We start from the raw sequence: 21,210 nt of genomic DNA, 5'->3' as shown, positions 1-21,210 counted from the left end.
GTCCGGGTGCCCGCCCGTGGCGCCTGCCCGGCACCCGGGCGGGCGCCCGTTGTGATGGGGGCATGACCCTCGACCGGCCGGCGTACCGCGTCAAACGGCGCCTCCTCGGGAAGCCGCTCACCACCGAGCACATCAGCGACGAGAAGCTGAGCAACCGGACGGCGCTCGGGGTGCTGGCCTCCGACTGCATCAGCTCGTCGGCGTACGGCTCCGAGGAGATGCTGCGCGTACTCGTGCCCGTCGTGGGGGCCGCCGCCTTCACCATGATCATGCCGGTGACCGGTGCGATCCTGCTGGTCCTGCTGCTCCTGACGCTCTGTTACAGCGATGTCGTCACGCTCTACACCCGGGCGGGCGGCTCCTACGTCGTCGCCCGGGAGAACTTCGGGCCGAACGTCGCGCAGGTCGCGGCCGTGGCCCTGCTCGTCGACTACATCGTCACCGTCGCGGTCCAGGTCTCGGCCGGCACCAACGCCCTGATCTCGCTCGCGCACCTGGTCGGCGACAACTGGACGGGCCTGGACCACCTCCAGCTGCCGGTCTCCGTGGCGGTGATCGTGCTGCTCGCGTACGGGAATCTGCGCGGCATCCGGGAAGCGGGCCGGATGTTCGCGCTCCCCGCGTATCTCTTCATGACCGCCATCGGTCTCGTCCTCCTCGCGGCGGCCGTACGCGGGCTCACGGGTGAGCTGCCGCACGCCGACCTGGAGGCCGAGGGGGTAGTCCCGCTGGGGGCCCCGGGCGACGGGTGGCTCTACGGTGCCTCGCTCTTCATCGTGCTGCGCTCCTTCGCCAACGGCGGCTCCTCCCTCACCGGACTCGAAGCGATCTCGAACGGCATCTCGGCCTTCCGCGAACCACAGGGCCGCAACGCCCGGCGCACCCTCATCGCCATGAGCAGCGTGCTCGCCGTGCTGGTCCTGGGCGTCTCGACCCTGGCCCACTACACCCACGCCGTCCCGTACACCGACGGCACCCCGACCGTCATCGCGCAGGAGGCCCGGCTCGTCTTCGGCGGAGGCCCTCTGGGGACGGCCGGACTGGTCTTCGTGCAGCTGGCGACGGCTCTGGTCCTCTACACCGGTGCCAACACCCCCTTCACCGGCTTCCCCTTCCTGGCCAGCTTCGTCGCGCAGGACCGCTTCCTGCCACGGCTGCTGACCCGGCGCGGGCACCGGCTCGCCTTCTCCAACGGCATCATCGCGCTCGCCGTCGTCTCGCTGGCGCTGCTGCTGGCGACGGGTGCCAGCGTGGACAGGCTGGTGGCGCTCTACGCGATCGGTGTGTTCACCGCCTTCACCATGGCAGGGGCCGGGCTCACCGCGTACCACCTGCGCCGACGCGAACGGCTGCGCCGGGTGAAGATCACGGTCAACGCGCTCGCGGCGGTCATCTCCGCGGCCGTGGTGCTGATCTTCGCGGTCACCAAGTTCACCGAGGGCGCCTGGGTGGTCGTGGTGATCTTCCCGCTGGGGGTCTGGGCGCTGACGCGGATCAACCGGGAATACCGGCACGAGGCCGCCGCGCTGGAGCGGCTGCCCACGGGCGCGGACCGACCGCGGGCCCGCCGCCATCAGGTGTTCGTCCTGGTCGAGACGCTGGACCTGGCCTCGTTGAAGGCCCTGCGCTACGCCCATGAGCTGCGGCCCGGCACTGTCCGGGCGGTGCACTTCGCGATCGACGAGTCGTACGCCCGGCGCTTGTCCGCCGCCTGGGAGCGGACGTCGGCGACCTCGGTGGCGCTGGAACTGGTCGCGTGCCCGGACCGCAGGCTGCGCCACGCGATGCGGGAACTGGCAGTCCGCACCACGGAGGACGGGGAGACCTCGCTGACGGTGCTGGTGCCACGGCGGATGTACGCCAACGCCCTCGGCAAACTGCTCCACCGGGGCACCGGCGAGAAGATGGCCCGGGCGCTGGGCCAGCTGCCGCACGTCGCGGTGACGATCCTGCCGTTCGACGCGTCACGCGCCCTGCGGGTGCTGGAGTCGGGCCACGCGCCCCCGCTGGACTGACGCCGCGTACGCCTTCGTCACCTGCCCCCGGACGCCCTCGTCCCGTCCGCCGTCCCGGACCCCTCCGCGTCGACGTGCGGCAGGATCCGGTCCAGCCACCGCGGCGTCCACCAGGCGGCGCGGCCGAGCAGGGTCATCACCGCCGGCACCAGCAGCAGCCGCACGACGGTGGCGTCGATGAGCACGCTGACCGCGAGGCCCAGACCCAGCATCTTGACGACGATGTTGTCGCTGATGATGAAGGCCGCGAAGACGCTGACCATGATCAGTGCGGCACAGGTGATGACCCGCGCGGTGATCTCCAGGGCGTGCGCGACGCTCGCCTTGGGGTCCTTGGTGGCCAGCCACGCCTCGTGGATCCGGGTCAGGAGGAAGATCTCGTAGTCCATGCTGAGGCCGAAGACGATGGCGAACATCATCATCGGGACATAGCTCTCGATCGGGACGTCGCCCGAGACCCCGAGCGCGGGCCCGCCCCAGCCCCACTGGAAGACGGCCACCACGACCCCGTACGAGGCCGCGATCGACAGGACGTTGAGCAGGGCCGCCTTGACCGCGACCAGAACCCCGCGGAACACGGCCAGGATCACGAGGAACGCGAGTCCGACCACGACCGCGATGATCAGGGGCAGCCGGCTGGAGACGATGTCCAGGAAGTCGACCTGGGCGGCCGTCGTACCGGTCACGTAGGTGCTCGCGGCGGTGCCGGAGACCGCGTCGGGCAGGACGTCGTCCGACAGGTGGTTGACCAGGCTCGTGGTCCGCGCGTCCTGCGGTGCGGCGACGGAGTAGGCGGTCGCCGTGAGGACGTCCCCGTCCTGGGTGGCGGTGAGCGGGGTGATGAAGGACGCGTCCGGCACCTTGGTCAGGGACTGCTGGGCCTGGCTCTCCAGCGCGGACCGGTCGCTCTGCGGGACCTTGCTCTGGTCGATCACGAGGGTCAGCGGGCCGTTCGACCCGGGGCCGAACGCCGAGGACATGAGGTCGTAGGCGCGCCGGTCGGTGAAGGACTTGGGATCGGCGCCGTCCCCGATGTGTCCGAGCTGGATGAAGAAGACGGGGAAGGCGAGCACGGCGAGCACCACGACCCCTCCGGCCAGGAACCACCACGGCCGCCGCTCCACACGCTGGGCGTACCGGTGCCAGGTGCCGTGCGTCGTAGGCCCCTTGTCCGGGCCCGTACCGGCCTCCGGGCCCGGCTCCGCATCGGCCTCCACCTCGGCGACCGGCTTGCGGACGTGGATCCGGTCGATGTGCCGCCCGATCAGTCCGAGCACGGCCGGCACCAGGGTGAGGGCACCGAGCACGGCCGTGACGACGGTGACGGCCGCCGCCAGGCCCAGCTTGCCGATGAAGCCGATGCCGGAGACCCACAGTCCGCAGAGGGCGATGATCACCGTGCATCCGGAGAGCAGCACGGCCCGTCCGCTGGTCGCCGTGGCGGCCCCGGCGGCAGCCACCGGGTCCCTGCCGTCCATGAGGTTCTGGCGGTGCCGGGTGACGAGGAACAGGGCGTAGTCGATGCCGACGCCCAGCCCGATCATCGTGGCCAGCGTCGGTGACACGGTGGCGAAGGTCGTCGCCGCGGCCAGCAGCCCCAGCAGGCCCAGTCCGCAGACGACACAGATGAGGGCCGTGACCAACGGCAGCAGTGCTGCCAGGAGACTCCCGAAGCCGATCAGCAGCACCAGGACGGCCACCCCGAAGCCGATGGCCTCGCTGACCCGGTCGTTCGCCTCGGGCCGGGCCAGTTCACCCAGCGAGCCGCCGTACTCCACCTCGGCGCCCGCCGCCCGCAGTGGCTGCACGGCGGAGTCCACCCCGTCGAGGTAGCCGGACCCCAGGGTGGAGGGCTGCACGCTGAACCGGACGGTGATGTACGCCGTCTTCCCGTCGCTGGAGAGCGGGCCCACGTCCGGTCCGCCGCTGCTGCTCGGCGCCGTCAGCGGGTTCTGGGCGGACAGCACGTCGGGCAGTTTCTGGAGGCTCCCGACGGTCGTCGACATCTGGCTGCTCAGCCCGCTGAGGGACTTGTCCGCGTCGTGCACCACGACCTGGCTGCTGTAGCCGCCGGCTGAGGGAGCGTGCGCTTCGAGGACGTCGAGGCCGTCCTGCGACTGGGTTCCCGGGATCGAGAAGTTGTCGGAGTAGTCGCCGCCGTACGCGTGCTGCACCACCTGGAGCGCGGCGAGCGCGGCCAGCCACAGCACGATGACGATGACGAAGTGACGCGCACACCACGCTCCGGTCGCGTGCAGCACCCCCGCCCGGCGCGCAGCCGTGCCGGAGTCGTGGGCGGGCTGCTGATGCGACATGTGAACTCCGGGGCAGGACCGGACACCTGGGACACATCATTCAAAGCCGGTCCCGCCGCCACGGCACGCCGGAGTGGGAGAACGGGTGACGCCCCCGCCGGGAGCACCGACCCGGGAACCCGGTCGCACCCGCCGCCCCGGGCTCCCGTCAGCTGTCGAGCGCCGTGCGCCATTCCCGTACCGCTGCGGCGTCCACGGGCCCGCTCCAGCCGCCCGGTCGTGCCGCCCCTCCGATGTGGAAGGCCTCGACGCCCGCGGCGCGCAGCGGGGGCAGGTGGTCCAGGCGCAGGCCGCCGCCCACCATGATCTGCGGTTCGTAGCCCGGGAGGTCCGAGCGCGCCGCCTCGGCGAGCAGGGTCTCCATGCCGGCGTCGACACCCTTCGGCGAGCCCGCCGTGAGGTAGGTGTCCAGGCCCGGCAGGTCGGCGAGGTGCTTGCGCAGTACGTCGCGGTCGACAGCTCGGTCGATGGCGCGGTGGAAGGTCCACGGGCAGCCGTTCAGCTCCGCGACGAGCCGCTCGACCGCCACCAGGTCGGCGTGCCCGTCCTGGTCCAGGAAGCCCAGGACGAATTCCTCGGCCCCGGCGACGCGCAGGGTGCGGGCCTTCTCCACCAGGACATCGATGTCTCCCGCCGCGAACCCGTCCGCGACCCTGAGCATGACCCGGAGCGGGATGTCGACGGCGGACCGGATGCTCTCGAAGACCTTGAGCGGGGGCGTCAGACCGTCGGCCGCCATGTCGGTGACCAGTTCGAGGCGGTCCGCACCACCCGCCTGCGCCGCGACCGCGTCCTCCGCGTCGAGAGCGATCACCTCCAGGACTGCACGGTTGCTCATGGTGTTCCATTCCTTCGGAGCGGCTGTGGACTACAGGTCTAGTCCAATAACCAGACTACGGGTCAGCCACCCGGGGCGCAGCTCTCCATGTGAACGCATACGTGAAGAAACGCGAGACCGCGGCGGCATCCGGGGAACGGACGCGCCGCGGCCTCGCGGGTCACGGGGTGGGGGACGTCAGGGCTGGAGCGGCATCGACCAGCAGTTGGAGGCCGCCTTCTTGCCGGAGAGGCGGTCGGTCAGCCAGGAGATGGCGCTGCCCTGGTCGGTGAGGAGCGGGGCGAGGTGGTTGGTGAGGATCTTGTCGCCGAGGTTGGGCAGCAGGACGGCCTCGTACGTCACGTCGGCACCCTTGCGGCACCAGTCCACCGCGAGCTGCCTGGCCTGCTTGTGACCGACGATGTCGTCCTGCACACCGGTCGCGAGGCGCACCGGAGCCGTCGGCCTCAGGTTGCCGATGCGCTGCTGGGCGAGGATCGCCTGCAGTTTCGGCTCGGCCGCGATGATGTCGGCGATCGGCTTGCCGTTGGCGGTCCACTTCTTGCTGTTGGTGAATCCGTGGCCGAGGATCGCGTCGCCCACGCACATGGTCGAGGTGTCCTTCAACGCGGCCTTGCCGACCTCGTTCGTGTTCGCGTCGACGACCGCCTTCAGGGACGGGTCGGACTGGGCGAAACCGTTGATCGACCAGCCGAGCGCGCCGGCCAGGGCACTGCCGTCGATGCCCTTCATGACCTCGGTGAGGTCGGCGGGCGGAGCCCCGGCGTAGGTGCCCGCCAGATTGACGTCGGGGGCGTACGAGGACTGCAGCTCGGCGGCGGAGGCGCTGGCTCCGCCGCCCTGGCTGTAGCCGTAGAGGCCGACGCGCGAGGCGGAGGTGATCGACGCGCCGGAGACGGAGCGCGCCGCGCGGGCCGCGTCGAGGAGGGCGTGACCCTCGTCGAGGCGGTTGACGTAGGTGTGGAGCCGGTCGGTCGCGCCGAGGCCGGCGTAGTCGGTGACGACGACGGCCGCACCGGCGGCGAGGAAGCGGTAGACCGCGATGTTGTCGTAGCCGATGGACACCGTGCCCTGGCCGATGGTCAGCGGGTGCTGGAGCGACAGCGAGGGGGCGCACTGGTCGCCCTGGCCCATGGTCCCCGAGGCCAGCGCCACCAGGGGGCGGGGACCGCCGCCCTTCCACGCGGCGGCCGGCTCGATGTACGCGCCGGTGACGGCGACGGGCCCGCCGCCCGCGTCGGTGGACTTGTACATGAGCCGCGTCGCGGTGCCGGGCAGCCGGCGGCCGTCCAGACCGGGCAGGCTCAGCCCGAGGGGCAGCGGCTCCGTACGGACGAGGGACCCGTCGGCGGCGGGCAGCCGCGCCGGCGGGTTGTAGAAGTCGGGGATGGTCACTCCCCGCGACACCACCGGCGCGGACCCGGTGGAATCGGCGGCCGAAGCCGGTACGGCCGCCACGCACAGGCACGCGGCGACGGCCACCGAAGCGGCCAGGAGTCGCCCCGTACGGCGTCCCTGCCGACGGGGCTCCGGGAGGTGGGGGGTGTTCACGGTCGAGCTCGAACGGGTGATCTTGCGCGGACTCACGGCTCACTCCTCGCTCTGCTCCGATGAAGGTGAGCGCAAGCTAGCACCGAGGCGTTACCCGAGGTAACTCACCGGTAAGTTACGCTTCGGTAACGTGCCGGGGGGGGCGGCCCCCGACCGGGCCCGCCCTGCCGCGCCTACCGGGGCCGCTGCCCGATCTCGTCCACCACGCCGGACTTCACCCGCCCCCTGACCTCCACGTACTTCTCGCCCCCCTTCAGCTCACGGCCCACCCAGCGGCCCCCCTTGACCCCGTCCAGGCGCATTCCGAGGTAGGCGCAGCTGCCTCGTTCGAAGACGGGACCGAACGTCATTTCGGGATACGAGACCCCGACCCCGTGCCGCCCGAGAGCGTCCACCTCGTCGTCGTCCAGCACGATGCCGGGCAGCTTCGCGAGGGCCTCGAACGCGGCGGCCTGCAGCCCCGGCGGCATGGCTCCCGGACCACGCAGCAGCAGGCACAGGTCCATGTAGGCCGACATTCGGTCCGTGCCGTCGTCCCCGTGCCCGAGCGCCTCCAGAAGCCGGTCCGGGTCGGTCGGCAGCTTCTTCAGTTCCGCGTACTCGGTGGGCGGCCACCGCACCTCGTGCTCGGTCAACGGCGGCTCCTCCTGGACCCGTTCGCCGTAGACGTACCGGGAGGGCCGGGAGCCGTCCACGGAGAGCCAGATCTTGTCGGTGCGCGTCGTCGGCTTCCCGCCCTCCAGAGGAGTCCGCGTGGCGATCTCCTCGGTGTAGAAGTACTGGTCGTCGCGCGGGACCGGCATCCCGGCGCCGTCGGCGCGCGTCCTGTCGGCCGCCCGGTGCAGCACCTGGGCAGCGGACAGCGTGGTCATCCGGGGCGCACCGTCGCCGCTCCGGCGGTCCGTCACGACGACGACGGTCCCGGCCGCCGCCACGGCCGCCGCCGCGGCGAAACCGGCACGCAGCACCAGCCGCCTGGGCACCGCCCGGGAGCGCGTCCGGCCGGTCTCTTCGGCGATGGCGCGCGTCAGCCGGGCCCGGGCGGCCGTACGGGCCTCGTCGCTCGGCGCGGGCACATCGGCCTCCAGCTCCCGCAGAGCGGTGAGGTCATCCATGGTCGGGCTCCTCCTGAACCTCGTGCAGGCGTGCGGGATCCGCCCCGCCCAGTGCGTCACGCAGCCTCTTCCGCGCCCGGTGCAGCCGCGAGCGCACGGTGCCCACGGGCACGCCGAGCGCCTCCGCCGCCTCCGCGTAGTCCAGGTCGCCCCAGGCGATGACCAGCAGAGCGTCCCGGTAGCGGGCGGGCAACGCGGCGAGGGCTCCCGCGAGTTCGGCCCGGGCTCCCTCGGCGCTGACCCGGGCGGCCACCCGGTCCGCCAACGGCTCCACGTCCCCGCGTCGTTCGTCCGGGGCCGCGGAAGCGGCGCGCGACAGCGCCCTCAGGCGCCGGGCCTCGGCGCGCCGGTGCCCGCGCACGAGATTGGTGACGATGCCGTAGAGCCAGGGCCGCGCCTGCGGCCTCGACAGGTCGTACCCCCGGCGCTGCTGGAAGGCGATCACGAAGGTCTCGGCCATCAGGTCGTCGGCCGCCTCGGTGCCGAGCCGACGGGCCGCGTACCGGTGGATGTCGTCGGCGTACCGGTGGAACAGTTCGGCGAAGACGTCCGGCTCGTCCAGGGAGCGCCGGACGACCGAGGCATCGGACTCGGTGCGCTCGTCCGCGTCGGCACCGACGGGTGCCTCCAGGGCTTCGAACCCTGGTGGGGCGGTCACTGGTCGGCTCCTGTGCTCATGGGATTCCCTCGGAGAGGCGGGCTCGGTCACCTCCTGTTGGCCGATGCCCGCATCCGGGTTCCCGTCACGCGCGTACGAACCGCACCGGCGTCCCCGGGGCCGCCTGCGCAGCCCCCGCCAGCGCGGCTTCGGCGACCACGCCCACGACCGGGTAACCCCCCGTCGTCGGGTGATCGTTGAGGAACACCACGGGAAGCCCGTCCGGCGGCACCTGGACGGCTCCCAGCACCATGCCCTCGCTGGGCAGTTCGCCGTCCCGGGCGCGTCGCAGGGCGGGGCCCTCCGTGCGCAGCCCGATGCGGTTGCTCCGCTCCGAGACCCGGTACGCGGCGGTGGTGAGCGTGCGCAGCGCCGACTCCGTGAACCAGTTGTCACGCGGCCCCGGGTGCAGGGGCAGCACCAGCTCGGCGGGAGCGCCCGGCCAGGGCACGGTGTCGGCACACGGGGCTCCGCCCGGCCGGCCCAGCGGCAGGACGTCCCCCTCGCGCAGGACCGGCGGGCCGAGCCCCGAGAGCAGGTCGGCGGATCTGCTGCCGAGCACCGGTTCGGGCACCAGGCCGCCCGCGAACGCCAGGTAACCCCGCACTCCGTGCTCCGCAGGGCCGGCCTCCAGCACCGCACCCACGGGCACCCGGACGGGCGCGCCCCACGCGACCGGGCGGCCGTCCACCGTGACCCGGCACCCCGCCCCGCCGACGACGGCGAGCACGGACCGGGCTCCGGTCACCCGGACCGCGCACCCCGTGAGCGTGGTCTCCAGCACCGCCGCGTCAGGGGCGTTGCCGACGAGCCGGTTGGCCAGCCGCCGGGCGGGCTCGTCCAGCGCCCCGGCCCGGGGCACGCCGAGGTGCGCCCAGCCGGTACGGCCCTCGTCCTGCACGGTGGTCAGGGCGCCCGCCCTGACCACTTCGAGCCCCGCGCTCATCCGCGCACCCCCGCCGGCACGAAGCGCACACGGGCCCCGGGCCCGAGCAGCGCCGCCGGTTCGCGCCCCGGGTCCCAGAGGGCCTCCGGCTCGGGCATCCGCCCGATGAGCTGCCAGCCGCCGGGCGACTCACGCGGATAGACCCCGGTGTACGGGCCGGCGAGGGCCAGTGCCCCGGCCGGCACCCGGGTCCGGGGCGTGGTCCGGCGCGGCACGCTCAGGTGCCCGGGCAGACCTGTCAGGTATCCGAAGCCGGGCGCGAAACCGCAGAAGGCGACCCGGAATTCCGTACGGGCGTGAATGCGGGGCACCTCGTCGACGGCGACGCCCCACGCCTCGGCCACATCGGCGAGGTCCGGGCCGTCGTAGACGACGGGTATCTCGACGGCCTCCCCCGCTCCCCGGCTCAGCGGCGGCACGGTCCACGACCGCAGCCGCCCCGCGAGCGTGCGGTCGTCCACCCCGTCCAGCAGCACCGTCCGGGCGCCGGGGACGATCTCGCGCACGGCGGGGAGCTCCCCGGCGGCCCGGCGGCGGAGCAGTTCCGCGTGGAAGGCCTCCGCGTCCTCCCCGGAGGCCAGTTCCACGAGCAGGGCGCGGGGCCCGGCCTCCAGCACCCGGACGCCGCTCACGCGAACGCCCTTACACGGACGCCGGCTTCCTCCAGCGCCGTCCGGACCCGCCGGGCGAGCGCCGCCGCGCCGGGGGTGTCGCCGTGGACGCAGAGCGACCGGGCCGCGACGGCTATCCGGCTGCCGTCCACCCCCGTCACGGCTCCGTCGACGGCCATGCCGACGCTGCGCCGCACGACCTCGTCCGCGTCGTGCACCACGGCTCCTGGCTCGCCCCGTGGCACGAGCGTGCCCTGCGGGGTGTACGCGCGGTCGGCGAAGGCCTCCTGGACGGCGGTCAGGCCGGCCGCCTCCGCATGGGCGAGCAGCCGCGAACCGGGCAGCCCGAGGACCGCCGGGCGGCCGCCCGCGAGCAGCACCCCCGCGACGACGGCGGCGGCCTGCTCCTCGTCCCGGACGACACGGTTGTAGAGGGCGCCGTGCGGTTTCACGTACGAGACCGTGGAACCGGCCGCCTCCGCGAAGACCCGCAGGGCGCCGATCTGGTAGGCGATCTCGGCGGTCAGCTCGGCCGCCGGTACGTCCATGGCGCGCCGCCCGAATCCGGCCAGGTCGCGGTAGGAGACCTGCGCCCCGATGCGTACGCCCCGCTCCGCCGCCGTGTCGCAGACCCGCCGCATCACGGAGGCGTCGCCCGCGTGGAAGCCGCAGGCCACATTGGCGCTGGTGACACAGGTCAGGAGCGCCTCGTCCTCGGTGAGGGTCCAGCGTCCGAACCCTTCACCCAGGTCCGCGTTGAGGTCCATCGGCCGCGCCGGGCGCGTCACACTCGTCAGATCCGTCACGGGCGCACGCTAGCGATTGTTCAACAATCTGACAAGAGCCCGCCCGTCGGCTGAGACACTCGTACGGTTCACTGAGCACGGCGCACCGCGCGCGGCTGACGGAGCACCAGGCGCGCCCTGAACTCCGGACACAGCAGGCGCAGCAGGCGCGGGACGACGGTACGACAGGCGCGACAGGCGCCACAGGCAGAGGACGGGGCATGGCGGGTACGAAGAACGGCGGAAGGGCCGGCGGCACGCCGGATCTCTCGGAACTGGCGACGCACAGCGCCTCCCTGGAGCGGTCCGGTACGGCCGAGCGGGTCGCCGCCATCCTGCGGGACCGGATCACCGAGGGCTACTTCCCGCCGGGCAGCCGCTTGTCCGAGGAGAGCATCAGCGGCGCCCTGGCCGTGTCCCGCAACACCCTGCGCGAGGCGTTCCGCCTGCTGTCGCACGAACGCCTCCTGGAGCACCGCCTCAACCGGGGCGTCTTCGTCCGCATCCTGGCCGTGGACGACCTGGTCGACATCTACCGGGTGCGGCTCCTCGTCGAGTGCGCGGCCCTGCGAACCCTGGGCGAGCCTCCGTTCGACCTGACGGCGGTCGAGGCGGCGGTGTCGACGGGCGAGCAGGCCGCACTTCATGACGACTGGCCCGCCTGCTCCACCGCCAACATCCGTTTCCACCAGGCGCTGGCCGGCCTGGCGAACAGCCCCCGCACCGACGAATTGATGCGCAACGTCCTCGCCGAACTGCGGCTCGCCTTCCACGTGATGGCCGACCCCCGCCGCTTCCACGAGCCCTATCTCACCCGCAACCGTGAGATCACGGACAAACTGGCCAAGGGGGACGCGGTCGGCGCCGAGCGGACGCTCGCCTTCTACCTGGAGGATTCCCGACGCCAGCTGGCGGAGGCCTACGCGCAACGGCTCACCGAGCGGTAGCCCAGGATCGTTCCCTGATCCACCCCTCCGCCATCCCGCTCCCGAAGTGTCCGCATTCCACCCCGGATACGGGTGTATCCAGACAAGACGCCCGCCATCCCACCCTCCCGCGCCGCCGATCCAGATCGATGCATCCCGCACCCTTGTGGGATTGTTGAACAAGACCCTAAGGTCTCGCGTACTACCCCCGTCTGACCAGGACCGTGCACCGCCACGTCCCTGCGCGGAAGAAGGCCGACGCGTGATCGTTCTCCTCGGCGTGCTCGTGGTGATCCTCGGATTCGCCACCCGCCGCAATCCCCTGCTCGTGGTGGGTGCCGCCGGCATCATCACGGGGCTGCTCGGCAAGCTCTCGCCGCAGGAGGTGCTGGCCTCGTTCGGCAACAGCTTCGCCTCCGCCCGTTCGGTGACCGTCTTCGTGATCACACTGCCCGTCATCGGGCTCCTGGAGCGCTACGGACTCCAGGAACAGGCCCGTACCCTCATCGGCAAGCTGGGCAAGCTGACCACCGGCCGTTTCCTGACGCTCTACCTGCTGATACGGCAGCTCACCGCCTCCGTCGGCCTCACCAGCATCGGTGGCCCCGCGCAGAGTGTGCGGCCGCTGATCGCCCCGATGGCCGAGGCCGCGGCCGAGGCCAAGGCGGGTCGTCCGCTGCCGCAGAAGCTGCGCGAGAAGGTCCGCTCGCACGCGTCCGGCGCCGACACCATCGGAGTGTTCTTCGGTGAGGACTGCTTCATCGCCATCGGATCGATCCTGCTGATCACCGGCTTCGTGAACTCCACGTACGACCAGCACCTCGAACCGCTGCACCTGGCCCTGTGGGCGATCCCCTCCGCGATCTGCGCCTTCCTGATCCACGGGGCCCGCCTGCTCAACCTGGACCGGCAGCTGGAGCGCGAACTCGCCGTCGCCGCCGCCGAGAACGACCTGACGACACACGCCGGGCTCCGGACGGAGGACGCCAAGTGATCAAGTCCGAGTACTTCTTCTGGCTGGTCGGCGCGGTGTTCCTCGTCATGGCCGCGCAGATGGCCGTGGACCGCACCAACCCCAAGCGCTTCGGCTCCGCCGGCTTCTGGGGTCTGCTGGGCGCCGCGTTCTTCTACTCCACCGGAGTCGTCGACAAGTCCCTCCCCGCCGAACCGCTGGGCGTCGCCGTCCTGATCCTGATCGTCCTGGGCGGCTTCGGCCTCACCGGCAAGGGCGAGTCGCACACTCCGCCCCGCGAGAAGCGCGCGGCCTCGGCCGCCCGTCTCGGCAACAAGCTGTTCCTTCCGGCCCTCACCATCCCCGTCGTCGCGATGATCTGCGCGACGCTGGTGAAGAACTGGAAGATCGGTGGCCAACCGGTCCTGGAGCCGGGGTACGAGACCATTCTCGGCCTGGGCGTCGGCGCGATCGCCGCGTTGATCGTGGGCATGGTGCTCCTGCGCGAGCGGAAGGTCTCCGTGCCGCTGCACTCCGGTCGCAACATGCTCGAATCGATGGGCTGGGCGCTGATCCTGCCTCAGCTGCTCTCCGTCCTCGGCTCGATCTTCCAGACTGCCGGTGTCGGTGAGCAGGTCGGAAGGATCACCGAGGCGGTACTGCCCGACGGCCAGAGGTTCGTGGCCGTGGCCGTCTACTGCTGCGGCATGGCGCTGTTCACCATCGTCATGGGCAACGCCTTCGCCGCGTTCCCGGTGATGACCGCCGCGATCGGCTGGCCCGTCCTCATCGAGCAGATGAACGGCAACGCGCCCGCCGTCCTCGCGATCGGCATGCTGTGCGGCTTCTGCGGCACGCTCGTCACACCGATGGCCGCCAACTTCAACCTGGTCCCGGCCGCGCTCCTCGAGCTCAAGGACCAGTACGGCCCGATCAAGGCCCAGCTCCCCACGGCAGCGGCCCTGCTGGTCTGCAACGTCGCGATCATGGCCCTCTTCGCCTTCTGACCCGAACCGCCCTGCCCCTCGACCCGAATCACCCCTGAACCGAGCCGCCCCTTGACCCGAGCCGCTCGCCGCACACCCCTCTGGAGTCCCCCGATGTCTCCCGCGCTCCCTGCCACGTACGCGGTCCCCTTCGCGGAACTGGCCCTCGCCAACGTCGTACGCGAATACCCCAACGCGCCCGCCCACCTCTACACCGGGCCCGAGGAACTCGTCGCGCCCCGTACGCTGCACCCCGCGTTCTACGGGGGCTACGACTGGCACTCCACGGTGCACATGCACTGGCTGCTCGTCCGCATCGTGCGCCGCTTCTCCGCCACCGGCGATCTTCCGGCCACCCTCACCACCCGTATCCGCGAGGTGCTCGACACGCACCTGACCCACGCGAACATCACCGTCGAGGCGTCCTACCTGCGCGGCCGGCCGCACTTCGAGCGTCCCTACGGCTGGGCCTGGCTGATCGCGCTCGCCGCGGAGTGCCGGGCCCTCGCCACGCCCGACGGCGACCGGTGGGCCGACGCCCTGGCCCCCGGCGTGACAGCTGTCGGCGACCTGCTCGGCGCCTGGCTGCCCAAGGCGACGTACCCGGTCCGGCACGGCGTCCACAACAACAGCGCGTTCGGCCTGGGCCTGATCCTCGACGCGGGCGGGACCGCCGGGCTGCCGGCGCCGGTCCTCGACGCGGCGACGGACCGGCTGCGGACCTGGTTCACCGACGACCACGACGCCCCCGCCCACTGGGAGCCCTCCGGCCAGGACTTCCTCTCCCCCGCCCTGGTCGAGGCGGACGCGATGCGCCGGGTGCTGCCGGTGGAGGAATTCCGTACCTGGATCGCCGCGTTCCTGCCGGCCCTGGTATCCGCCACGCCCGACTCCACGCTGCTCGACCCGCCGGTGGTCTCCGACCACGCCGATCCGCAGATCGGCCACCTTCTCGGTCTCACCCTGAGCCGGGCGGCCGCCCTCCGCTCGATCGCCGGCGCGCTCCCGGACGGCGCGGCCCGCGCCGCGCTCCTGACCTCGGCCGAGGCCCATCTCGCGCTCGGCCTGCCGACGGTGTCCTCCGGGGACTTCTCCTCGGACCACTGGCTGGCGACGTACGCGGCACTGGCCCTGGACACGGCGCCCGGTCACTGAGCGGCGGGTCCGTCACCCGTCCCGCCGACCGGTGGCGGGGCAGGGTGACGGACGTGCGCGCGGGGCGTACGTCCTACTCTCGGCGTATGAGCGACAGCGCCCCCGACACATTCGACAGCGGCACCTCCGGGAGCCCGCACACCGGCGGCGCACTCCGTGACCGCTGGCGCGAGACCCTGCTCGCCGCACGCGGCGGGACGGACCGCGGGCCCGATCCGGACCCGTACGCCGATGCCCTCATCGCGCGCTGGGCCGAACCCCAGCGGCGCTACCACACGACCGCCCACCTGACGCAGGTCCTGGACCGGGTCGACACGCTGGCCGGCCACGCCTCCGACCCGGACCTGGTGCGCCTCGCAGTCTGGTTCCACGACGCGGTCTACCGCCCCGACCGCTCCGAGAACGAGGAGCGGTCGGCCGCGCTCGCCGAACTCGCCCTGCCCGAGGCCGGCCTCCCCGACTCGGCGACGGCCGAGGTCGCCCGGCTGGTCCGGCTCACCGTCACGCACGACCCGGCGGACGGCGACACCAACGGCGAGGTGCTCTGCGACGCGGATCTCGCGATCCTCGCGGCGGCCCCCAAGGACTACGCGGCGTACGCGGCGCAGGTGCGCGAGGAGTACGGCTTCGTCCCGGACGACGCGTTCCGCGAGGGGCGCGCCGCCGTCCTGCGACAGCTGCTGGAGCTGCCCCGGCTGTTCCGTACGCCCCACGGGGCGAAGGAGTGGGAGCCGAGGGCGCGGCAGAACCTGACCACCGAGCTGGAGCTGCTCATCCAGTGAGACGGGGGAATGACAGGGACTAAAGCACTGTTGGCCACTGTCATGCCCGACTCTGCTTCCAGCCGTCCCCGTATGCCGATGGCCGTCTACATCCTCGGCCTCTCGGTCTTCGCCCTCGGTACCAGTGAGTTCATGCTGTCCGGGCTGCTGCCTCCCATCGCCGACGACATGAACGTGTCCATCCCGAAGGCCGGACTCCTCATATCCGCCTTCGCGATCGGCATGGTGGTCGGCGCCCCGCTGCTGGCCGTCGCCACCCTGCGACTGCCTCGCCGCACGACCCTCATCGCGCTGATCTCGGTCTTCGGGCTGGGCCAGATCGCGGGTGCGCTCGCGCCAACGTACGACGTGCTGTTCGTCTCCCGGGTGGTGAGCGCGCTGGCGTGCGCAGGCTTCTGGGCGGTCGGCGCCGCGGTCGCCATCGCGATGGTGCCGGTGAACGCGCGGGCCAGGGCGATGGCCGTGATGATCGGCGGGCTGTCGATCGCCAACGTGCTGGGGGTGCCGCTGGGTGCGTTCCTCGGGGAGAGCTTCGGCTGGCGTTCGGCGTTCTGGGCGGTGGGCGCCGCGTCCGCCGTGGCGCTGGTGGGTGTCGTCACACGTATCCCGCGCATTCCGCTGCCGGACGAGAAGCCGCAGCTCAAGCGGGAGGTCGCGATCTACAGGGACCGTCAGGTGTGGCTGTCCATCGTGATCACGGCCCTCGCCGCCGGCGGTGTGTTCTGCGCGTTCAGCTATCTCGCACCGCTGCTCACGGACGTGGCGGGGCTGAGTTCGGGCTGGGTTCCGTGGGTGCTCGCGCTGTTCGGTGTCGGCGCGCTGATCGGTACGACGATCGGCGGCCGGGTCGCCGACGCACACCTCTTCGGGGTGCTGCTGAGCGGCATCAGTGCGTCGACGGTCTTCCTGGTGGCCCTGGCCCTCTTCGCGTCGAACCAGGTCGCCGTCGTCATCCTGGCGTTCCTGCTGGGGCTGTCCGCGTTCTACACGGCCCCGGCGCTCAACGCCCGGATGTTCAACGTCGCGGGTGTCGCCCCGACGCTGGCGGGGGCGACCACCACGGCCGCGTTCAACCTCGGCAACACGAGCGGCCCGTGGCTGGGCGGTGCGGTGATCGACGCGGACTTCGGATTCCGGGCCACGGCATGGGCGGGTGCCGCGATGCTGGTGCTCGGACTGGCAGCCGTGACGGTCTCGTTGCGGCTGCGCGGCGGAGGTACGCCGTCCCGGCGGATCGCGGGCGCACCGGCGCACATCAGCTCTGAGCAGGCCGCCGAATCGGAGCAGGCCGCCCCTTCGGCCGTCTAAGCCCCGCATCGGTGAGCCGGCGCACGATCTCCTTCGACCCGACCTCCCGCGCCCCGGCGCGCACCGCGTCCGCGTAACGCGCCTCGGGCACGTCGTAGTGGTCGCGCTCGAAGGCGCGGGGCGGGCAGCCGATCGTCGCGGCGAAGGCGTGCAGCTCGTCGAACGACACGTCGCTGACCAGGTGCGACCACATGCGGCCGTGCCCCGGCCAGGTCGGCGGGTCGATGTAGACGGTCACCGGCCGAGCACCTCGGCGAGCGCGCCCACCCGTGCGACGGACACCGTCGCCTTCGTGCAGACCCAGTGCGGATCGGGGCCGAGCTCCGGCTCGACGTCCAGGGCGTGCGGCCCCTCCTCCGTGCACACCGGGCACAGCGGCCAACGCCCGTGCTGCTCCAGGAGAGCGTCCTGGACGTCCTGCGCCACGAGCCCCGTGACGAAGGCCACACCCTCGGGCCACTGCTCGACCCACCACCGCCGGTGGGCTATCGCGTCCTCGACCATCGAGACGATCCCGGCCTCGGCCACATCGCCCGCGACGAGGTCGGCCATCACCAGCGCACGCGCGGTGTGCAGCTCCTGTTCCAGGCTGTTCAACTCCATGGCCCCATTGTCCCCCGTCGCCCGTACGGCCGAGCGTGATCCTTCAGAGGTAGGGACCAAAGGGGGGTTGACGGGATTCGTCGGTGAAAATATCTTTCAAATGTGACCAATGATGTGAAGGAAAGTTTCAACCCGGACTCCCCGCCCGCCCCCGCGGCTCTCGCGGCCAAGGTGCGGACCCTCGCTCCGTCCATGACCCGCTCCATGCAGCGGGTCGCCGAAGCGGTCGCGGGTGACCCCGCCGGGTGTGCCGCCCTCACCGTCACCGGACTCGCCGAGCTGACCGGCACCAGCGAGGCCACCGTAGTCCGCACCGCCCGCCTTCTCGGCTACCCGGGCTACCGGGACCTGCGTCTGGCACTCGCCGGCCTCGCCGCCCACCAGCAGTCCGGCCGGGCACCCGCCGTCACCGCCGACATCGCGGTCGACGACCCCATCGCGGACGTCGTCACGAAGCTCGCCTACGACGAGCAGCAGACCCTCGCCGACACGGCCGCCGGCCTCGACACGGTGCAGCTCGGGGCCGCCGTGGCCGCCGCCGCGACCGCGCGCCGCATCGACATCTACGGCGCCGGAGCGTCCTCCCTCGTCGGCCAGGACCTGGCGCAGAAGCTGCTCCGGATCGGCCTGATAGCCCACGCCCACGCGGACCCGCACCTCGCCGTGACCAACGCGGTGCAGCTCCGCTCCGGCGATGTGGCCATCGCGATCACGCACTCCGGCTCCACGGGCGACGTCATCGAGCCGCTCCGGGTCGCCTTCGACCGCGGCGCGACGACGATCGCTATCACCGGCCGCCCGGACGGGCCGGTCTCTCAGTACGCCGACCACGTGCTGACCACGTCCACGGCCCGGGAGAGCGAGCTGCGGCCCGCCGCCATGTCGAGCCGCACGAGCCAGCTCCTCGTCGTCGACTGCCTCTTCATAGGAGTCGCCCAGCGGACGTACGAGACGGCCGCGCCGGCACTGTCCGCCTCGTACGAGGCGCTCGCCCACCGCCACACCCCGCGCAGCCGCTGACCCCGGCAGCACCCGCACCCGCACCCGCACCCGCACCCGCACGAGAACGAGAAAGCAGAGCGCTGTCCATGACCTCCACCACCGACGCGAACGCCGACGCCCCCACTCCCGGCGGCTACGGCGAACTGCGCGCGCAGCTCGCCACCCTCACCACCGAGGCGTTCCGGCCGGAGCTCGCCGAGATCGACCAGCTGCCGACGCAGGAGATAGCCCGCATCATGAACGGCGAGGACACCACCGTCCCCGCCGCCGTGGCCGAGAAGCTGCCCCAGATCTCCGCCGCGATCGACGCCACCGCCGAGCGCATGGCGCGCGGCGGCCGGCTGATCTACGCGGGTGCCGGCACCGCCGGCCGTCTCGGTGTGCTCGACGCCAGCGAGTGCCCGCCCACCTTCAACACCGACCCGTCCGAGGTCATCGGCCTGATCGCCGGCGGTCCCTCCGCCATGGTCAAGGCCGTCGAGGGCGCCGAGGACAGCAAGGAGCTGGCCGCCGCAGACCTCGACGGTCTGGGCCTCACCGCCGACGACACCGTGGTCGGAATCTCGGCCTCCGGCCGCACCCCGTACGCCATCGGGGCCGTCGAGCACGCCCGCGGCAAGGGCGCGCTCACCCTCGGGCTCTCCTGCAACGCGGACTCCGCTCTCGCCGCCGCCGCCGAACACGGACTGGAGATCGTCGTCGGCCCCGAGCTGCTCACCGGCTCCACCCGCCTCAAGGCAGGGACGGCACAGAAGCTCGTCCTCAACATGCTCTCGACGATCACGATGATCCGGCTCGGCAAGACGTACGGGAATCTGATGGTCGACGTGCGCGCTTCCAACGAGAAGCTGCGCGCCCGCTCCCGCCGGATCGTCTCCCTCGCCACCGGCGCCTCCGACCAGGAGATCGAGGCGGCGCTCGCCGCCACCGACGGCGAGGTGAAGAACGCCATCCTCACCATCCTCGGCGGGGTCGACGGCCCCACCGCCGCCACACTCCTGGCCGAGTCCCACGGCCACCTCCGCGCCGCCCTCGCGGCTGTCCGAACCACCTGACGCACCACTCCCCGCACAGCAAGGCACCACGCACCATGGCTACTGAAGACAAGAACCGCGCCACTGCCGCCGCGATCCTGCCGCTCGTCGGTGGCGCTGCGAACGTCAGCTCGATCGCCCACTGCATGACCCGGCTCCGGCTGGGCCTGCACGACCGTTCCCTCGTCGACGACGAGGCCCTCAAGGCGGTTCCCGCCGTGATGGGCGTGGTCGAGGACGACACCTACCAGATCGTCCTCGGCCCGGGCACCGTCGCCCGGGTCACCCCGGAGTTCGAGCAGCTGGTCGAGGAGGGCCGGGCGTCCGAGACCCCCGCGCCCGTCCACACGGCCGAGGAGCTGGCCGGCAAGGGCGCCGCCCTCAAGGCGCAGCAGAAGGCGAAGAACTCCACGCCCTTCAAGCTGTTCCTGCGCAAGATCGCGAACATCTTCGTCCCGCTGATCCCCGCCCTCATCGGCTGCGGCATCATCGCCGGCCTGAACGGCCTGCTGGTGAACCTCGGCTGGCTGACATCGGTGACCCCCGCGCTGGCGGCGATGGCCTCCGGCTTCATGGCTCTGATCGCGGTCTTCGTCGGCTACAACACGGCGAAGGAGTTCGGCGGCACGCCGATCCTCGGTGGTGCGGTCGCGGCCATCATCGTCTTCCCCGGCGTCGCCAACATCGACGCCTTCGGCCAGACCCTCTCCCCCGGCCAGGGCGGCGTCCTCGGCGCCCTCGGCGCGGCGGTCCTCGCGGTGTACGTCGAGAAGTGGTGCCGCCGTTGGGTGCCCGAGGCGCTGGACGTCCTGGTCACCCCGACGCTCACGGTGCTGATCTCCGGCCTCGTCACGATCTTCGGCCTGATGTACGTGGCCGGTGAGGTCTCCTCCGCCATCGGCACCTTCGCGGACTGGCTGCTCTCCACGGGCGGCGCGGGCGCGGGCTTCCTGCTCGGCGGCTTCTTCCTGCCCCTGGTGATGCTGGGCCTGCACCAGGCTCTCATCCCGATCCACACGACGCTGATCGAGCAGCAGGGCTTCACGGTCCTGCTCCCGATCCTCGCGATGGCCGGAGCCGGCCAGGTCGGCGCGGCGGCCGCGGTCTACCTCCGCCTCCCCCGGAACGAGTCGATCCGCAAGACCATCAGGTCCGCCATGCCCGCAGGCCTGCTGGGCGTCGGCGAACCCCTGATCTACGGCGTCTCGCTCCCGCTGGGCCGCCCGTTCATCACGGCCTGTGTGGGCGGCGCGTTCGGCGGCGGCTTCGTGGGCCTGTTCAACCAGCTCGGCGACTCGGTCGGCTCAACGGCCATCGGCCCGTCCGGCTGGGCCCTGTTCCCCCTCCTGGACGGCAACCACGGCCTCGGCTCCACGATCGCGATCTACGCGGGCGGCCTGCTCGTCGGCTACGTCGCGGGTTTCGTCGCCACGTACTTCTTCGGCTTCAGCAAGGCCCTGCTGGCGGAGTTCAACGTCTCCCAGGAACCCGCCCCCTCCACGATCGCGGCCACGGGCCCGGCCTCGCCCTCGGGCGACACCCCGGCGAAGGAACCCGCCGGAGTCTGATCGGCGCACGTGCGTCCGCCTGAGTCCGTCGGCGGTACCGGGTCGGATACGGCCCGGTAC

General features: G+C 72.1%; 20 protein-coding genes. 10 read left to right on the top strand and 10 right to left on the bottom strand.

What is annotated here, in order from left to right; all coding sequences use genetic code 11:
• Window positions 1-62 precede the first annotated feature (62 nt).
• Window positions 63-2,015: an APC family permease gene (locus tag ACFWFI_RS17185; protein ID WP_387390503.1), complete on the top strand. Its 1,953-nt coding sequence runs from the start codon at window positions 63-65 to the stop codon at window positions 2,013-2,015.
• A gap of 17 nt (window positions 2,016-2,032) precedes the next feature.
• On the opposite strand, the gene ACFWFI_RS17180 is transcribed toward ACFWFI_RS17185, so the two are convergent.
• The 8 genes from ACFWFI_RS17180 to ACFWFI_RS17145 all read right to left on the bottom strand — a co-directional run bounded on the left by ACFWFI_RS17180 (window position 2,033) and on the right by ACFWFI_RS17145 (window position 10,816).
• Window positions 2,033-4,330, bottom strand: a complete 2,298-nt coding sequence (locus ACFWFI_RS17180) for an MMPL family transporter (RefSeq protein ID WP_387390500.1) — start codon at window positions 4,328-4,330, stop codon at window positions 2,033-2,035.
• Between the two features lie 148 nt (window positions 4,331-4,478).
• On the bottom strand, window positions 4,479-5,168 hold the full coding sequence (locus tag ACFWFI_RS17175) for a copper homeostasis protein CutC (protein WP_387390498.1): 690 nt from the start codon (window positions 5,166-5,168) through the stop codon (window positions 4,479-4,481).
• Window positions 5,169-5,345: 177 nt separating this feature from the next.
• Window positions 5,346-6,755, bottom strand: coding sequence for a lipase family protein (locus ACFWFI_RS17170; RefSeq protein WP_387390495.1), 1,410 nt, complete (start codon window positions 6,753-6,755; stop codon window positions 5,346-5,348).
• Window positions 6,756-6,892: 137 nt separating this feature from the next.
• Window positions 6,893-7,834, bottom strand: a complete 942-nt coding sequence (locus ACFWFI_RS17165) for a CU044_5270 family protein (RefSeq protein WP_387390493.1) — start codon at window positions 7,832-7,834, stop codon at window positions 6,893-6,895.
• Complete coding sequence (locus ACFWFI_RS17160) at window positions 7,827-8,492, bottom strand: RNA polymerase sigma factor (RefSeq protein WP_387390491.1); 666 nt, start codon at window positions 8,490-8,492, stop codon at window positions 7,827-7,829. The genes ACFWFI_RS17165 and ACFWFI_RS17160 overlap by 8 nt, the downstream gene beginning before the upstream one ends.
• Before the next feature lie 85 nt (window positions 8,493-8,577).
• On the bottom strand, window positions 8,578-9,438 hold the full coding sequence (locus tag ACFWFI_RS17155) for a 5-oxoprolinase subunit C family protein (RefSeq protein WP_387390489.1): 861 nt from the start codon (window positions 9,436-9,438) through the stop codon (window positions 8,578-8,580).
• A complete protein-coding gene (locus ACFWFI_RS17150; protein WP_387390486.1) occupies window positions 9,435-10,070 on the bottom strand; it encodes a 5-oxoprolinase subunit B family protein in 636 nt (211 codons plus the stop codon). Before ACFWFI_RS17150 ends, ACFWFI_RS17155 begins: the two co-directional genes overlap by 4 nt.
• Window positions 10,067-10,816 carry a LamB/YcsF family protein gene (locus ACFWFI_RS17145; RefSeq protein WP_387390525.1) on the bottom strand — a complete coding sequence of 250 codons (750 nt, stop codon included), beginning with the start codon at window positions 10,814-10,816 and terminating at the stop codon, window positions 10,067-10,069. Before ACFWFI_RS17145 ends, ACFWFI_RS17150 begins: the two co-directional genes overlap by 4 nt.
• Before the next feature lie 239 nt (window positions 10,817-11,055).
• On the opposite strand from ACFWFI_RS17145, the gene ACFWFI_RS17140 reads away from it, so the two are divergent.
• The 6 genes from ACFWFI_RS17140 to ACFWFI_RS17115 all read left to right on the top strand — a co-directional run bounded on the left by ACFWFI_RS17140 (window position 11,056) and on the right by ACFWFI_RS17115 (window position 16,943).
• Window positions 11,056-11,781: a GntR family transcriptional regulator gene (locus ACFWFI_RS17140; protein ID WP_387390485.1), complete on the top strand. Its 726-nt coding sequence runs from the start codon at window positions 11,056-11,058 to the stop codon at window positions 11,779-11,781.
• Window positions 11,782-12,022: 241 nt separating this feature from the next.
• On the top strand, window positions 12,023-12,754 hold the full coding sequence (locus ACFWFI_RS17135) for a DUF969 domain-containing protein (protein WP_387390483.1): 732 nt from the start codon (window positions 12,023-12,025) through the stop codon (window positions 12,752-12,754).
• Window positions 12,751-13,719: a DUF979 domain-containing protein gene (locus ACFWFI_RS17130; RefSeq protein WP_387390481.1), complete on the top strand. Its 969-nt coding sequence runs from the start codon at window positions 12,751-12,753 to the stop codon at window positions 13,717-13,719. Before ACFWFI_RS17135 ends, ACFWFI_RS17130 begins: the two co-directional genes overlap by 4 nt.
• A 93-nt stretch (window positions 13,720-13,812) precedes the next feature.
• The gene (locus tag ACFWFI_RS17125) at window positions 13,813-14,853 is read left to right on the top strand and encodes a DUF2891 domain-containing protein (protein WP_387390478.1); all 1,041 of its coding nucleotides are present in this window, start codon (window positions 13,813-13,815) and stop codon (window positions 14,851-14,853) included.
• An 86-nt stretch (window positions 14,854-14,939) separates the two neighbouring features.
• A complete protein-coding gene (locus ACFWFI_RS17120; RefSeq protein ID WP_387390475.1) occupies window positions 14,940-15,635 on the top strand; it encodes an HD domain-containing protein in 696 nt (231 codons plus the stop codon).
• 72 nt (window positions 15,636-15,707) lie between these two features.
• A complete protein-coding gene (locus ACFWFI_RS17115) occupies window positions 15,708-16,943 on the top strand; it encodes a Cmx/CmrA family chloramphenicol efflux MFS transporter (RefSeq protein WP_387390523.1) in 1,236 nt (411 codons plus the stop codon).
• On the opposite strand, the gene ACFWFI_RS17110 is transcribed toward ACFWFI_RS17115, so the two are convergent.
• Together ACFWFI_RS17110 and ACFWFI_RS17105 are read right to left on the bottom strand one after the other, a co-directional pair.
• Window positions 16,891-17,181, bottom strand: a complete 291-nt coding sequence (locus tag ACFWFI_RS17110; RefSeq protein ID WP_387390472.1) for a DUF4031 domain-containing protein — start codon at window positions 17,179-17,181, stop codon at window positions 16,891-16,893. The genes ACFWFI_RS17115 and ACFWFI_RS17110 overlap by 53 nt on opposite strands.
• Window positions 17,178-17,546 carry a hypothetical protein gene (locus tag ACFWFI_RS17105; RefSeq protein WP_387390470.1) on the bottom strand — a complete coding sequence of 123 codons (369 nt, stop codon included), beginning with the start codon at window positions 17,544-17,546 and terminating at the stop codon, window positions 17,178-17,180. The genes ACFWFI_RS17110 and ACFWFI_RS17105 overlap by 4 nt, the downstream gene beginning before the upstream one ends.
• A gap of 102 nt (window positions 17,547-17,648) precedes the next feature.
• Between ACFWFI_RS17105 and ACFWFI_RS17100 the strand changes: the two genes are divergently transcribed.
• From ACFWFI_RS17100 to ACFWFI_RS17090, 3 genes are all read left to right on the top strand, one after another.
• Entirely contained in the window at window positions 17,649-18,566 is a 918-nt protein-coding gene (locus ACFWFI_RS17100; RefSeq protein WP_387390467.1) for a MurR/RpiR family transcriptional regulator, read from the top strand.
• Window positions 18,567-18,634: 68 nt separating this feature from the next.
• Window positions 18,635-19,603 carry an N-acetylmuramic acid 6-phosphate etherase gene (murQ, locus tag ACFWFI_RS17095; RefSeq protein ID WP_387390465.1) on the top strand — a complete coding sequence of 323 codons (969 nt, stop codon included), beginning with the start codon at window positions 18,635-18,637 and terminating at the stop codon, window positions 19,601-19,603.
• Between the two features lie 35 nt (window positions 19,604-19,638).
• Complete coding sequence (locus ACFWFI_RS17090; protein WP_387390463.1) at window positions 19,639-21,150, top strand: PTS transporter subunit EIIC; 1,512 nt, start codon at window positions 19,639-19,641, stop codon at window positions 21,148-21,150.
• The last annotated feature ends 60 nt before the right edge of the window (window positions 21,151-21,210 follow it).

Origin of the sequence: Streptomyces sp. NPDC060209 (genome assembly GCF_042728155.1) — a bacterium.
In the GTDB taxonomy this organism is placed as follows: domain Bacteria; phylum Actinomycetota; class Actinomycetes; order Streptomycetales; family Streptomycetaceae; genus Streptomyces.
This window is presented reverse-complemented; position numbering and strand designations above follow the sequence as displayed.

Excerpts from the sequence above, each read along its gene's own strand:
- ACFWFI_RS17185 (WP_387390503.1), top strand. The coding sequence starts at position 63 with ATGACCCTCGACCGGCCGGCGTACCGCGTCAAACGGCGCCTCCTCGGG.
- ACFWFI_RS17180 (WP_387390500.1), bottom strand. The coding sequence starts at position 4,330 with ATGTCGCATCAGCAGCCCGCCCACGACTCCGGCACGGCTGCGCGCCGG.
- ACFWFI_RS17175 (WP_387390498.1), bottom strand. The coding sequence starts at position 5,168 with ATGAGCAACCGTGCAGTCCTGGAGGTGATCGCTCTCGACGCGGAGGAC.
- ACFWFI_RS17165 (WP_387390493.1), bottom strand. The coding sequence starts at position 7,834 with ATGGATGACCTCACCGCTCTGCGGGAGCTGGAGGCCGATGTGCCCGCG.
- ACFWFI_RS17155 (WP_387390489.1), bottom strand. The coding sequence starts at position 9,438 with ATGAGCGCGGGGCTCGAAGTGGTCAGGGCGGGCGCCCTGACCACCGTG.
- ACFWFI_RS17145 (WP_387390525.1), bottom strand. The coding sequence starts at position 10,816 with ATGGACCTCAACGCGGACCTGGGTGAAGGGTTCGGACGCTGGACCCTC.
- ACFWFI_RS17140 (WP_387390485.1), top strand. The coding sequence starts at position 11,056 with ATGGCGGGTACGAAGAACGGCGGAAGGGCCGGCGGCACGCCGGATCTC.
- ACFWFI_RS17125 (WP_387390478.1), top strand. The coding sequence starts at position 13,813 with ATGTCTCCCGCGCTCCCTGCCACGTACGCGGTCCCCTTCGCGGAACTG.
- ACFWFI_RS17120 (WP_387390475.1), top strand. The coding sequence starts at position 14,940 with ATGAGCGACAGCGCCCCCGACACATTCGACAGCGGCACCTCCGGGAGC.
- ACFWFI_RS17115 (WP_387390523.1), top strand. The coding sequence starts at position 15,708 with ATGCCGATGGCCGTCTACATCCTCGGCCTCTCGGTCTTCGCCCTCGGT.
- ACFWFI_RS17105 (WP_387390470.1), bottom strand. The coding sequence starts at position 17,546 with ATGGAGTTGAACAGCCTGGAACAGGAGCTGCACACCGCGCGTGCGCTG.
- murQ (WP_387390465.1), top strand. The coding sequence starts at position 18,635 with ATGACCTCCACCACCGACGCGAACGCCGACGCCCCCACTCCCGGCGGC.
- ACFWFI_RS17090 (WP_387390463.1), top strand. The coding sequence starts at position 19,639 with ATGGCTACTGAAGACAAGAACCGCGCCACTGCCGCCGCGATCCTGCCG.